At 56.0% G+C, this 14,183-nt stretch carries 11 protein-coding genes; 7 read left to right on the top strand and 4 right to left on the bottom strand.

Annotated elements, in window-relative coordinates; genetic code table 11:
- Positions 1-145: 145 nt before the first annotated feature.
- From ACR0FE_RS17760 to ACR0FE_RS17735, 6 genes are all read left to right on the top strand, one after another.
- Positions 146-571 (top strand): SRPBCC family protein, encoded by a 426-nt coding sequence (locus ACR0FE_RS17760; protein ID WP_170815977.1) that lies wholly within the window; start codon positions 146-148, stop codon positions 569-571.
- Positions 564-1,268, top strand: coding sequence for a maleate cis-trans isomerase family protein (locus ACR0FE_RS17755; RefSeq protein WP_480490396.1), 705 nt, complete (start codon positions 564-566; stop codon positions 1,266-1,268). Before ACR0FE_RS17760 ends, ACR0FE_RS17755 begins: the two co-directional genes overlap by 8 nt.
- Entirely contained in the window at positions 1,269-3,677 is a 2,409-nt protein-coding gene (locus ACR0FE_RS17750; RefSeq protein WP_480914342.1) for a GcvT family protein, read from the top strand.
- A 228-nt stretch (positions 3,678-3,905) separates the two neighbouring features.
- Positions 3,906-5,828 (top strand): DUF3604 domain-containing protein, encoded by a 1,923-nt coding sequence (locus ACR0FE_RS17745; RefSeq protein WP_480914340.1) that lies wholly within the window; start codon positions 3,906-3,908, stop codon positions 5,826-5,828.
- A 162-nt stretch (positions 5,829-5,990) separates the two neighbouring features.
- Positions 5,991-6,821, top strand: a complete 831-nt coding sequence (locus ACR0FE_RS17740) for a peptidyl-prolyl cis-trans isomerase (protein ID WP_480914338.1) — start codon at positions 5,991-5,993, stop codon at positions 6,819-6,821.
- Complete coding sequence (locus tag ACR0FE_RS17735; protein WP_480914336.1) at positions 6,818-7,807, top strand: HupE/UreJ family protein; 990 nt, start codon at positions 6,818-6,820, stop codon at positions 7,805-7,807. Before ACR0FE_RS17740 ends, ACR0FE_RS17735 begins: the two co-directional genes overlap by 4 nt.
- A 184-nt stretch (positions 7,808-7,991) precedes the next feature.
- Here the strand turns inward: ACR0FE_RS17735 and ACR0FE_RS17730 are convergent, their stop codons facing one another.
- Positions 7,992-8,843, bottom strand: coding sequence for a Hint domain-containing protein (locus tag ACR0FE_RS17730; protein ID WP_480914334.1), 852 nt, complete (start codon positions 8,841-8,843; stop codon positions 7,992-7,994).
- A 304-nt stretch (positions 8,844-9,147) separates the two neighbouring features.
- On the opposite strand from ACR0FE_RS17730, the gene ACR0FE_RS17725 reads away from it, so the two are divergent.
- Positions 9,148-10,632, top strand: coding sequence for a BCCT family transporter (locus ACR0FE_RS17725; protein WP_480914332.1), 1,485 nt, complete (start codon positions 9,148-9,150; stop codon positions 10,630-10,632).
- Positions 10,633-10,904: 272 nt separating this feature from the next.
- Here ACR0FE_RS17725 and ACR0FE_RS17720 read toward each other — a convergent pair whose 3' ends face one another.
- From ACR0FE_RS17720 to ACR0FE_RS17710, 3 genes are read right to left on the bottom strand one after another with little or no spacing between them, the layout of a single operon-like run.
- Positions 10,905-11,927 carry a DUF2955 domain-containing protein gene (locus tag ACR0FE_RS17720; RefSeq protein ID WP_480914330.1) on the bottom strand — a complete coding sequence of 341 codons (1,023 nt, stop codon included), beginning with the start codon at positions 11,925-11,927 and terminating at the stop codon, positions 10,905-10,907.
- Positions 11,917-12,981 (bottom strand): HlyD family secretion protein, encoded by a 1,065-nt coding sequence (locus ACR0FE_RS17715; RefSeq protein ID WP_170612212.1) that lies wholly within the window; start codon positions 12,979-12,981, stop codon positions 11,917-11,919. Before ACR0FE_RS17715 ends, ACR0FE_RS17720 begins: the two co-directional genes overlap by 11 nt.
- A complete protein-coding gene (locus ACR0FE_RS17710) occupies positions 12,978-14,057 on the bottom strand; it encodes an AI-2E family transporter (RefSeq protein WP_480914328.1) in 1,080 nt (359 codons plus the stop codon). The genes ACR0FE_RS17715 and ACR0FE_RS17710 overlap by 4 nt, the downstream gene beginning before the upstream one ends.
- Positions 14,058-14,183 lie beyond the last annotated feature (126 nt).

The raw sequence follows: 14,183 nt of genomic DNA, 5'->3' as shown, positions 1-14,183 counted from the left end.
CGAGCGTGGACGATTGGCGCGAAGTTGGTGCACAATCAATATGGGATCGCGCTCTCACATCCCCGTTGAACGACACAAAGGATATTCACGCGATTTACCACTCGCTTGGGTCACTGAAAGGGAAAAGATGCACGTTTTTCGCAGTATGATCATAGATGCAAATATCGACCGGGTCTGGCGGGCCGTCCGAAACTTTGACGGGTTAGCAGCCTGGAACCCCGGAGTGGATAAGGCCACATTGGAAAATGGAGCGCCGACCGCGACCGGGTCAATTCGCAGCCTGCAGATTCGCGACGGGACGGTGTTTCGCGAGACCCTGCTTGCGCATTCCGACATCGACCACTTCTATACCTACGACATTCTCGAAAGTCCGCTTCCCGTCGAAGGATACGTTTCGACGCATCGATTTATCCCGATATCACATACAGATCAGACCCTGGGCATTTGGGAAAGCCGATTTAACTGTGCGCCTGATGTCGCAAACGAGATGGACAGTATCGTGGGTGACGCAATCTACATTGGTGGCATGGAAGGTTTGAACCGATATCTCAGGGAGAACCAGCATGACTGACACGCTCGCGCCCCGCGCCATTGTCGGCGTGATGACACCGGCGATGAATACCGTCGTGCAGCCGGAGCTGGAGCTTTTGCGACCGAACGGTGTGACCAACCAGATGCAGCGCTTTCGCCTTGGTGGGGACACTGTGTCGGATGATCTGCCTGACGAAGCGGCCAAGCTGATGGATTGTAACCCCGGGGTAATTGCCGTGGGGCTGACAACGGATGCAGGGGCGGGCGGGCCGGACAAGCTGGCGGCCCGGTGCTCGGAAGTCTCTGACCAGGTGGGCGTGCGTTTGCTGGGCGCTTCGCAGGCCAACTACGCGGCGCTTCGCGCACTTGGGGCGGTGCGGGTCGGAGTTGTCACCCCGTTCAGCGCAGAAGTGGATGCGGTTGTAGAAGCCAATACCGAGGCCGCCGGATTTGAGGTTGCCGCGATCAAAGGAACGGCGGCGCCGACACTCCCCGAGATTTGCGAAACACCGCTTGACGATATTCGCGCCGTCTTCTCTCAGGTGGCTGCATCGGACTGCGATGTCATCCTTCAGGTCGGTACCGCGTTGCCCGTGGTCTCACTGATCGCCGAATTGGAAGCGCGCTATAAAAAACCAATCGTTGCATGCAATGCGGCCGTGTATTGGCAAGCGCTTCGCGCCATCGGCATCAAGGATGCGATCCCGGGCTACGGCACATTGCTGGAGAAACACTGAATGCAGGACCACGTGCAGGTCGCCGTCATCGGTGGCGGCGCCGTAGGGGCGGCTATCCTTTACCATCTTGCCAAGGCGGGCATTGCCGATGCGCTGCTGCTCGAGAAAAATGAGCTGACGGCTGGCTCGACCTGGCATGCGGCAGGCAACATTCCCACTTACGCCAACTCGTGGCTGGGGATGCGCGCGGGCAACTACGCCTGGCGTCTTTACAAGGAACTTGCCACCCACCCGGATGCACCGATTACCTACCGCCACACCAAGGCAATCTGGCCCGCACACACGCCAGAGCGGATGCAGCTGTTTCAGCATTTGTGTGGCGTGTCGCGATCCGCGGGGTTCGAGCTTTCGATGCTGGAACCGTCGGACATTGAGAAGATGCACCCTTACTGGAAGGCGGGGAATGACGTTCTGGGCGGCATTCTGGACCCCTATGAAGGTGATATTGATCCCAGCCAGTTGACGCAGGCCTTGGCCAAACACGCGCGGGACATGGGGGCCGAGGTGCGCCGCTATACCAAAGTCACCGGCCTCAGACAGCGCAGCAGCGGAGACTGGGAGGTCGAAACATCGGCTGGCAGCCTGATTGCGGAAACCGTAATCAATGCGGCGGGATCTAGCGGCGCGCAGATCGCCGCGCTTGCCGGAATGAACCTGCCTGTCGTGACCCTGGAACACCAATACATGGTTACAAGCGCCTTGCCTGAGCTGGACGCGGACAGTGATCTCTTCCCGCTGATCCGGGACCCGGATCTAAGGTTCTACCTGCGCCGGGAACGGAACGCGTTCCTGCTGGGGTCTTACGCGCATGAAGGTCGACCTGTCTGGATGGATGGTGTTCCCGGGGATTTTGACCATCAGCTTTTTGCCGACGATGTCGACGGGATGATGGCGGTGTTCGAGGCTGCATGCAGCCATGTTCCGCTGCTGGAACAAGCCGGGGCACAACGTTTCGTGAATGGCCCCATTCCTTATGCGCCGGATGCTCTGCCGCTTGTCGGTCCGGCTAGTGGCGTACGAAATTTCTTCCACGCGACCGGTGTTCAGATCGGAATCACGCATTCAGCCGCGATTGGCAAGGCAATGGCCGAATGGTTGACCGCAGGCGAAACCGAATGGGATCTGAGCGCTTGGGATCCGCGACGCTTTGGCGACTGGGCATGCGGGGATTATGCGGCGCGCCGGGCGTCGGAGCATTACGATCTGCAATATGCGATCCCTTACCCCCACCGCATTCTGACCTCCGGGCGACCCGTCAGGCAGTCTCCGCTTTACGACCATCTGGTTTCACAGGGCGCGGTCATGGGGCAGATCGGCGGTTGGGAACGTGCCTTCTGGTTTGATCCGTCACCTGGTTCAGAGGCTCATGATCTAAGCTTTGGCGAAGAAGCATGGAATGAGCCGGTCCGCAAGGAATGCGAGGCCGTTCGGGATGCGGTCGGTATCATGGATCATGGCGGCTTTACCAAATTCACGCTCGAAGGTCCGGATGCGGCCGCGGTTTTGAACAGGGTCTTCTGTAGTTCCCTGCCGGACGTTGGACGGGTGCGCCTGTCTTACATGCTGACACCAAACGGAAAGATCTGGTCCGAGGCAACGACCGCCCGGCTGGCCGATGGCCGCTTTCTGCTCTGCGGTCCGACACTTGCCGTGGACCGTGACTACGACTGGATCGCGGGACAGATAGGCGACGCCGATGCCACGCTCACCCGGCAGCACGAACGAGATGGCGCACTTCTGGTCATGGGGCCGAAATCCCGTGCGCTTCTTGAGCCTTTGACAAACGGCGACCTGACCCGGCCTTGGATGAGCGTTACCGAGACGACGATCGCCGACGTACCAGTCACCGCCCTCAGGGTGAGTTACGTGGGTGAATTGGGTTGGGAGCTTCATGTCTCTTCCGAGCACCTGACAAAGCTTTACCAGGCCATTTGGGAGGCCGGGCAAAACCACGGTATTCGAAATTTCGGCTCCTACGCGCTGAACGCAATGCGGGTTGAAAAGGGATATCACGGCTGGGCTGCTGATTTTGGCACGGAATACACACTCTTTGACGCGGGGCTGGCGAGCTTTGCCAACCTGAGAAAGGGGCAGTTCACAGGGCGCGAAGCTGTCATGCAGCAAAAGCGCGAGGTGCCAGCCTGGCAATTCATCGGACTTGAAATTACGGACCCTGGCCCAGATCCGTTGCCGTCTGATCCCATTATCCTGGGCGATCGAGCAATCGGTTACCTAACATCCGTGTCGATGGGGTTCCGAAGCGGTCGTCTTATCGCGCTGGGTTATGTGGAAACGGGAACTCTGGACATTGGCCAAAGCTGCCACGTTCAAGCCTTTGGCGCACTTCGATCTGCCGTTCGTCACAACCACCACGTCTATGACCCAGAGAACAAGCGGTTGCGCGCCTGAGTTCCGCAAGCACTGGTTCCTGGTCACGAGCATGGGCGAAATCGTAAAACGTTCGCAGGTGGAAACTTCGAATTGGAAACGGATCGGTTGCCTTTCCAGCACCACGAAAACCGTGGTCCGGAAAATTCCTCACGGAAATCGACGCACTGTGATATAAACAAAATCGAATATTAAGGGGCTGCGAAAAGTTCCTCCATTCTGTTGGTATAGTTGATTTGGGAGGTCACTATGTTTCGGATATCCGCGTGTTTTTTCTCATTGGTGTTTGCGCCGACAATTGCTCTTTCTGACGCCGTGCCAAGCAAAGAAGCGGCCGAAGACTTGTTCTCGGACCGACCGTTTTCTCCATATGCCAACCGGACTTTTCCCGAACGCCCGCTTTGGGGGGACACGCACCTTCACACGGGGCTTTCCTTGGATGCGGGCGCCTTCGGGAACACCCTGCTGCCGGACGACGCATGGCGTTTCGCAAAGGGTGAGCAGGTCATTTCGTCCACCGGTCAACCTGTCCGGCTGGCCCGGCCGTTGGATTGGATGGTTCTGACGGATCACACGGACCTGATGGGATTTGCCCCGGATCTGCAAGCTGGCAAGCCCGGTGTTCTTGCCGATCCAAAAGGTCTGGAATGGTACGAGGGTTACAAAGCCGGCGGTGAAGAGGCCGGGAAAACCGCGTTCGACATTATTACCAACTTCTCGCAAATGACGTTGCCGGAAGTTCTTCTCGAGTCCTACAGCCCCGGTGCCGACGCTTTCGCCTTCACCTGGGAGAACATTGTCTTGGCGGCCGAGCGGCATAACGACCCCGGCGACTTTACCGCTTTCATCGGGTTCGAGTGGACCTCGGTACCGAAGGGTTTCAACTTGCATCGAAACGTCATGCTGCGCGACGGGCCGATCAGAGCGCTTCAGATGGTGCCCCCGGTGACGCAACCGCCTTACGGCGATACGGATCCAAAGGCGCTTTACGCGTGGCTTGAAGAATATCAGGAAAAAACCGGGGGGCGTGCAGTTGCCTTTGCCCATAACGGCAACCTGTCAAACGGGTGGATGTTCCCGACCGAAGATACGTATCACGGCGGCAAGGTCGACGAGGAATACGTGGCGGCCCGTGCGAAATGGGAGCCCCATTACGAAGTCACGCAGATCAAGGGTGACGGCGAAGCGCATCCATTCCTGAGCCCGGATGACGAATTTGCAGACTACGAAAACTGGGATGTAGGCAATCTGGATATCACCGAGCTGAAGACCGATGACATGCTGGCCGGTGAATACGCCCGAGAAGCACTGAAGCGCGGTCTGTTGCTGGAAGAAAAGTTCGGCGTTAACCCCTATAAGTTCGGTATGGGCGGTGCGACGGACAGCCATACATCTCTGGCCACTGCCGAAGAGGACAACTTCTTTGGAAAATCTGTCAGTGTTGAACCTTCGGCCACGCGGATCAAACATCCTTTCATTGCCAATGATCTGGGTGAAATTCCCGGCGACCTTCTGGTCGCTTCCGGCTACACGGCCGTTTGGGCGACCGAAAACACACGCGCTGCGATCTTTGATGCGTTCAAGCGGCGCGAGACTTATGCAACAACCGGCCCCCGGATCGGCCTGCGGTTCTTTGGCGGATGGGATTTCAATGACGCGGACGTTGAAACCCGTTTCCTTGCAGATGTCGGCTATACCAAAGGGGTCCCGATGGGTTCGGACCTGCGCCCCCGCGAAGGTGATGGTGCGCCCGCATTCCTGATCGCTGCTCTGCGCGACCCGGTTGGTGCCAATCTGGACCGCGTGCAAGTGGTAAAGGGATGGCTCGATTCCGACGGAGCTTTGCAGGAAAAGGTCTACGATGTGGCGTGGTCGGGTGATCGTGTTGCTGATGAAAACGGCAAGGTTCCCGCGGTTGGAAACACCGTGGATGTAGACACCGCAAGCTGGACCAACACAATCGGAACCGCCGAACTGGTTACGGTTTGGTCTGATCCTGATTTCGATCAGAATGCGCGGGCCTTTTACTACGTGCGCGCCATCGAAATCCCCACACCACGCTGGGTGCTGTACGACAAGCTGAGGTTCGGTGCCGAATTGCCGGAAGACGCGGTTCTGACGCATCAGGAGCGCGCGTATTCCTCTCCGATCTGGTACACGCCGGAAGAGTGATCCAATCTGGGGACGGAATTGGAAGCCGGGGAAGGTACCTCTGCCCCGGTGCTGTCACCAACTTTCTGAAACACACAGGGTGTTCGTTTCTTGCAAAACCCAACCGGGTGATGCCAGCATCGATACATAGAACCGGATCGTGTTTTTCTTGCAGGAGCCTTCATGCGATTGTTGAAAGAACCTCTGTTCCATTTCTTCTTGATTGGAGCGGCGATTTTCGTTTGGTTCCATTTGGTTGCGCCGGAAGCCGAGGCTGTTGAAGACATTGATATGATAGCAATCGACGAAAACGATGTTGCGCTGCTGTCAGATCAGTTTGAAGCTAGGTGGAAACGCAGACCAAGCGACGCTGAGTTGCAAGCCTTGGTCGATGCATCCATTCGCGAAGAGGTGCTGGTCAGAGAAGCGAGAAAGCTTGGCCTTGATCGCGGCGATACCGTCATCAGGTCCCGGCTGAGCCAAAAGATGGATTTTCTGTCTGAAGCGATCGCCACATCAGTTGTTCCGGATGACGAAGAATTGGAGGCTTTTCTGCAGGAGAACTCTGAACGCTACGCAACATCTGCCAAAGTGGCCTTCACTCAGGTTTTTCTGGGTGAAAAGCCTGGCGACGCAGAAATCGAGCAGGCTCTGACCGCGCTGCGGGCCGAGCGGGAGCCTGATGGCCTTGGAGGCTCGACATTGCTGCCCGCTTCAATGCCCATGACCGCGACAAGAGTCATCGACTCGGTGTTTGGAAATGGGTTTTCCGAAGGTCTGACAACGCTGGATGTGGGTGAATGGACCGGACCGATCCGGTCGGGATATGGGGTGCATCTGGTCAAGGTTGTCGCCATCGAACCCAGCCAACTGCCGCCGTTGGCAGAAATTCACGGTGCGGTACTGCGGGATTGGCGTCGCGCTGCGAGCGAAGATCTGGCGCAGGCGCAATATAAGGCTCTTGCCCGTAACTACGAAATCGTAGCTCCCGACCTTTCAGGCCCGGCCAAATGAGAGCAGTTGTTTGTCTTGTTTTTGCTTTGCTGCTTACCTTGTCGGCAGGTAAGGCTACCGCACATGCGCTTGATCCGGGTTATCTGGAAATTCGCCAAATCGCTTCAGACACGTGGAGCGTTCATTGGCGAAAGCCGGATGTGAACGGTCGACCGATGGCGATTGATGCGGTCCTACCGAATGGCTGCGCCCCGGCGCGGGGCCCGGACCCGGTTTCAGACGGCAGAGCCTGGGTATCTTCATGGGTTGTCGAGTGCGGGGCAGGTATAGCTGGCCAACCCATTGCGATTGAGGGGCTAGAGACTCAAAAGAACGACGTCTTGGTGCGTTTGCACCCTCTGCAAGCCGAGCCGACGACCCTTCGTTTCACGCCAGATGCCGCCATTCAGAAAATACCTACCGAACAGACGACGTGGTCAGTCTTTTCCGCATATTTCCTGTTGGGGTTTGAACACATACTGGAAGGTTGGGATCACCTGCTGTTTGTCTTCGCGCTGTTCATTCTGGTTCGTGAGCCATGGAGGCTGGTTGGCGCTGTAACGGCTTTTACAGTTGCGCACTCCATAACTCTGGCGCTTGCGACTTTCGGTGTCCTGAATGTTCCCGGTCCGCCGGTCGAGGCTGTAATCGCGCTTTCCATCGTTTTCCTCGCCATGGAGATTGTGAAGGGCGGCGAAGGTCGGTTCCGGCTGTCAAAACAGAAACCCTGGATCGTATGTTTCGGATTTGGGCTTTTGCACGGCCTTGGCTTTGCGGGAGCGTTGGCCGAGATCGGATTGCCCTCAAGCGATATTCCGGCGGCGTTGCTTGCCTTCAATGTCGGCGTCGAGGCAGGCCAGCTCAGTTTCATTGGCGCTTTGGCTCTTCTAATAGCGGCGGGGCGATTCATAACGGTTCCGATTGGTCAAACGGCGACAACTGTTACCGCTTATGGCATCGGCTCAGTGTCGATGTATTGGCTAATAGAACGCGTAAGTGGCTTCTGAATATGTTGGCTGCGGTGTGTGGGCAGGCTATCACGCCCGTTGCATCCACCTTTGGAAAAGAAGCCTGATTTGGGCTCATCGTAGTCCTTCATTCAGTCGCAGCGAAAACTGCTTCGCCAGCAATACGAAGTCAGCAGGTCCAAGGGTAGAGCAAAGCCAGTCTTTCCTGCTAGCGCAAAACGGATCAGGCAAACATCACCATTGCTTCGCGACGAGAAACCATAGGCTTTGCTGCTCTGACAGTTCTTAACTCGCAGAACAAATCCGGAAACAGGAGTTTGATTTCATCGGTTTCAGTGCGCCCAAGCTGGTCACCAAGAAACAGACTTTCCGATGGAACTCCATTTGCGAAGACCACCTCGTGTGTTTCCAGCAACAGGTGGTAGTAGGTGAACGTTGTACGGGAGTAATCCAATGTGACACCCGGAAATCCAACAAGCGCCTTGGCGGGCATCAGGACCTCTCGCTCACCAAAAAGAAGTTCCGCTTTGTAGCCCGAAACCAACAATCTGTGTTGCTGGGAAATTACCAGGGGCCGGTCGTTCCCAAGGACGCCTGTGTCTATTCTCAACGGTTGCAATGACGGATTGCGAAGCAGCATGGAGGGCATGACCTGTCGGCCGCCTATCCAAAGAATTGGCATGTGTCCGCCTGATGCCGTGGTAACCAAGTCTCCTGCTTGAAGCTGTTCGACCAGAACCTCGCCTTGCGGTGTCTGGATCAATGTTCCGCCAACAAAGCAGGGAGGATTGCTGGGATCGAGGTCGCCTTCTGTAATTTTCCAGTTGCCCGTCTGCATCGGGCCGGTGGGATTCGTGGTGTTATAGGCATAGACCTGTCCGCCAACTCTGATGAATTCGCCGGACTCACCGGTGCCGCGATAGTTGCCCTGACCGAGATACGTGTAGGCTTGGAACGTCTGCCCACCGTCGAAAGAAATGGTCGAGCCGCTGATTATCGCAGGCATAGTGGTGTTTTGAACAATCAGATCACCTTGGCCTGTCTCATTGACAGTATGCGCCAATATATCAAACACCGCCGACTTCCCCCGTTCACGCCGTTCAATGCTATATTAGGGCATTATATTCACTTATAGTGATTTTTTGAAAAGTATTGTTTGCACAATTCGGGTTCGACACGTCCGTCCATCGGTTCTTTGATCGTTTTCTGTGCGGACCAAGCCGTGATTAGCCACGATGCGGCAGGGGGCGGACGAAAACGGCCACTGCGAGGGCAGGATAAGCATCGGCTTCTCGTGGCAATCCACGTTTGCGACTTTGTGTGACGGTATTTTGTGACTACGGTGCCAAGGCAGACGCACTTCTTCAGATTGGCGAGCGATGAAAGTTAACGCGCTATTGGTATCGGCACTACTGGTCAGCAGCGGCATTGCCATTTGGGGCATTGTCGACCCACAGGGCCTGGGATCCGTTTCTTCAACAGTTGTTTCGATTCAATTCGAAAGCCGGGGCTGGTTCATTATGCTGGAAGCCAGTGCACTTTTGTTGCTGTCGATCTATCTCGCGCTGTCCAGGTTCGGTTCGATACGAATTGGTCCCGAAGGATCAGAGCCCGAGTTTTCCACTGTCGCCTGGATAGCAATGCTGTTTGCGGCGGGTATGGGCGTTGGACTGCTGTTCTTTGGCGCGTCAGAGCCTCTCACGCACTTTTCGGTTATTCGCAACTTCAGCGCCGACCCGGAAGCGGCCAGCCTGGCCATATTTGTCTCCTATTTGAACTGGGGCTTTCATGCCTGGGCGATCTATGGCGTCGTCGGGCTGATTATTGCGTATTTTGCATTTCGGAGAGAGCGCTCATTGCTGTTGAGCGCACCGCTGCTGGACGTTTACGGAGATAAAGCCTGGACCCGAGCGTTGGCGTGGGTTTTCGATTTCTTGTCGGTTGTTGCCATCGCCGTCGGGCTGGCAGGCTCATTGGCGATGGGGGTGTTCCAGATTCAAACGGGATTGGCAGGGGTCCTGGGAATACCAAACTCGTATTCGCTGACCGCGATTATCTTTGTCGTCATGTGCATTGCATTTCTTATCCCACTTCGGCGCGATCTGGGTGAGGGGATGTCCAGGCTGTCCAATCTGGCCATGAGTATCGCAATTGCCCTGCTGGTTTATTTGCTGCTTGTTGGTCCCACGTCCTTCGCGATGAATTCCATCGTTTCCGGTTTTGGCCGGTACGTTTTCCACGTCATACCCGCCGGGTTTTCGACAACCGAGTTTTTCGACGAAACCGTTTCCACATGGTTTCAGGACTGGACGCTGAACTACATGATCTGGTGGCTTGCATGGTCCCCGTTCGTCGGGATTTTCATTGCAAGAATTTCGCGCGGCCGCACGATCCGCGAGTTTCTGACCGGCGTCATCATCGCGCCGACTTTGTTCTCGATCTTCTGGTTTGGCGTTTTCGGCGGGATTGGTATCTTTGACGTTCTGGATGGAAGCGGCCATCTTCTGGAGGTGAACGCCGAAAGCCTTGATGCGACGACATTTGCTTTGTTGCAAGAGTTTCCTCTGCAATACGTGACACAGATCGCAACAATCGCGGCCGCGTTCCTGTTTGTGGTCACCAGTGTTGTCAGCGCCGGATTCACGCTAGCAATGATTGGAACGGGCGGAGATGAAAACCCTTCCCCTGGTGTGCGTACCATCTGGGGCGTGGTACTGGGCGGCCTGGGGCTGGCGATGATTTTTGTGAACGACGTGGCGCTCGTTCGATCCATTATCGCACTGTCAGCCATCGCGTTTGTCTTTATTGTGCCTGTCCTTGTTATTTGCCTTCTCAAGTCGCTGATGAAGGAGGTCACGAAATGACGGGATCAATCGTCGATACGGTGCTGAATGTAACAGTTTTCGCCTATATCGGTTTTTTGATTTGGCTTGCCCTGTACCGCGTTTAGCGCGGTGCGGAGGTAAGAAAACAGTGTCGGTTAAGCGGATTGGGGTGCGTTCGACATAGGCCGAGTTTCGGTATCCGCTGAATTGCTATCTGGGTGTTTTGCGGGCATTACCGACATCCAGAGTTTTGGGCAGACCACATATGTGACCATGCGCTGGCCTGTTATTGGCCGCGACGTCTGTTCCCGTCAGGCCGCGTTGTTCTGACTGGTCTGGCGTTGCTTTTCCGGCCAGAATTCGTCGACCACGACGTAGGCTATGATCACAAAGAACGCGGCGCCGGCGACTTGCAGAACACGCGTGATGCTTTTGACGTCGGCCTCGTCGGAAAACGGCGCAATCGACCCGCCATACACAATCAATGCTGTTGTTATTGCAGACCCGGCAGCGGCAGCCAGTGGAACCTGAGATTTGCCGAGCGCCCCAAGCGTCAGACAAAAGAACAGACAGAGCAGTATAGGCGTCAGAATGACCGGGGCGATCACGTTGATTTCATAGCAGATGATCGACACCGCCGCTCCAAGCAGGTTTGCTGTCAGCATAGCCTTGGCAACGGTCTTCCCCGCTGCGGGCATCGCAGCCAGTTGCTGACTGAGAAGCGCCACAAAGAACAACACCAACAACGCCGACGCGCCGGACACGAAAAACGCCAAAGCAAACGGAACCGTGACAAGCGACATCCTGACGATCCGACGATGCGGGTCAAATTCAGGCGATGACGCTGCTTTTTTTTCAGCAGGCGTTGGGGGTTCAGCGGGGATCAGAACAAACATCAGTGTGGATACGAACCCCGCAAACAGAAGGTTCAGTGGGATCCAGAACACCAGCACCAAGGCCAAATCCTGCGATTGCAGCACAAGGTTCGGGATCATCAATGCCCCCATTAGGGCAATGACCCCGGGCAATACTCCTGCGCCTGACACCGACCATATGAACGACAGGATTATTCCGATCGCAACCAGAATCAGAAATACGACGGGATATGGTGCGAATACCGATGACAGCAGAAACGAAAGAAACATCAACCCGATCGAGAAGACAAACAGCTTTGCAAACGCCGCCAAAGGCAACGCGGCCGGCGCTTGAAGAAACAAGGCCGTGAACACGGCACCAACAACCGCAAGGGGCCAACCCAGGAACAGGCCCAACGAGAAGACGCCTGTTACCCCCAATGCAAGCCGGATGACCGAGTTTCTGTCCTCAGTACGCATAAGACAGGATCGAAACCAAACGAATGTAGGTGCGGCCAACCACGTTCAGTAGCGAGTTTTCGCTGAGATACATGATCACGTCCGCCTGCCCGTTGAGTTGAAAACGCAGGTCGTCCTCGGCGCTTCCAGCCTCATACCCGGGCAACACGATCCGAACCGGGAACCGTTCCGGCTCGCGCAGAAAACCCTTGGTGCTTGGCGGGCTTGCCAATTGGCCGGGCTCATCTCCACCGCTCAGGGAAACAGCTGCGCTGAAGCTTTCGATTACACCCGGGACAATCTTGCCGGGATGCATGTCCAGCACCACGTCGACGGGCGAGCCTACAGATGCTCTGCCAAGGTTGTTTTCGGTAAAATACGCTTCGATCCAGACGTCGGTCGCATCCAGAAAGGTCAGCAGGTCCTGCCCGGAGCGCGCATATGTTCCGGGCGCGATCAGTAAGTTGGAAATCACACCTGTTGCCGGCGCGCGCAGCTCGGTCCATTCAAGATTAAGCTCTGCATCCGCCAGTGCTGCCAGTGCGCGCTGAATTTTGGGGTTTTCCACTCCCTCGCTGCCTAGCCTCTGCTTGGCTTTCTCCAGATCCGCTTTGGCGTTCTCGAAATTCGCCTCTGACTCTGCCAGTTGCCCCCGCGCGTCATCCGCCTTTGAAACCGCGATCAGTCCTTTCTTTTCAAGTGCAAAAACCCGCTCTGTCTGTATGCGCATCGTGTCGAGGTCACTTTGCGCCCTAGCCAGTTTGGCCTGCGCCGCACTTACCTCGGCCGAGGAAGCGCCCACTTCCTGTGTTGCAGCTTCCAGATCCGCTTCTGCCTTTGCGCGATCGATTTCATATGGTCTGGCGTCAATCCGAACCAGCACGTCACCAGCTGAGACGACCTGACCGTTTTCGACCAGAACTTCGGTCACCGTGCCAGTGACCTGCGGCACGATCTGCGTTGCCACGGCCTTGACTCTGGCATTTCCCGTAAACGGAGTTTTCCGGTCGGCAACCAGATACCACACAAGAAAAACAAGAATGACGGCAAGTGTCGTCCATATTGTTTTTCTCATTTTGCTGCTCCTTCAGCAGCGTCTTCCGTTTCGGGTGAGGCGTCGATCCAGACCTTGAACAGCTCGTAGAAGACAGCGAACAGAACCGGTCCCATGAAAATGCCGATCAAGCCGTAGGCCATCATGCCACCGAGAACCCCAATCAGGATCACCAGCATTGGTGTCTCAAGACCTTTTGAGATGAAGACCGGACGCAGGAAGCTGTCCATGATGGCGACAGGGATGGCCAATATGGTGAACACCAAAGCCGCACCACCGGACATTGAGCTCCACGCGTAAATTACTACGGGCAATAGCACCAGACCGGGCCCGATCTGGATGATGGACAGAATCAGGCAGATAAACGCCAGCGTCGCAGCTGAACCAATCCCAAACAGCACCAACAGCAACCACACGACGACAGCTTGAATTGCCGCCACGCCGATGACACCCTTTGTGACATTTCGGATTGTTGCACCCGCCAGAGTCACGAACTCACCCCCGCGTGGCGCAAACACGCGGTTGGCAAATCGTTGCAGGCCCTGAACCAGGTTCGGGCCGGGGCTGAACAGAGCTCCCATGATCAAAACCGAAAGGGCCAGTCCCAAAAGCCCGATCCCGATACCCAGAACCTTACCAAAGAGGGATTTGGTCACTTCCAGGATTTGTGTACCATATTTGGCCAGCGCACCGTCCAGGTTCCTTTCGAACATCCCCCAGACTTCGGCGATCTTGTTCCCGACCAGGGGCAGCTCCTTGAGACCTTCAGGCGCCGGTGGGACTTTCAATTCACCGCTGTCCGCCTGTTCCGCAAACTCGCCTCCAAGCTCCGCTGCGCCCGATACTGCAGTTGCGACGGGCCCCAAGGTCAGAACCAGACCCAGCAAAACCAGAATGGTTGCGGCCAGCGACTTGCGTCCGCCCAACTTGGCCTGAAGCCAATCAAAAACCGGATAAAGCGCGACGCAGAGTATCGTCGCCCAGATCACCACGCTTGCCAGCGGTGCGATCATGACCAATGCGCTGTAAAGGAATAACCCAAGAAAAAGCAAGCGAATTGCCAGATCCACAATTCTTGCGTCTTGTGTCTTTTCCATACCGTCCCTCCATTACTCGTTTTCCAAACCTTACACTCAAAAAACGTGATATGTACATTTTTTCAAACATCGTCGCTTGGTATGGGTTTGATGAAGCGTCGAAAAAACGAACTGCGGCTTCAGCAC

This window comes from Ruegeria sp. K7, assembly GCF_056531785.1.
Note: the sequence above shows the minus strand (reverse complement) of the source record. Positions and strands in the feature narration are given on the sequence as shown.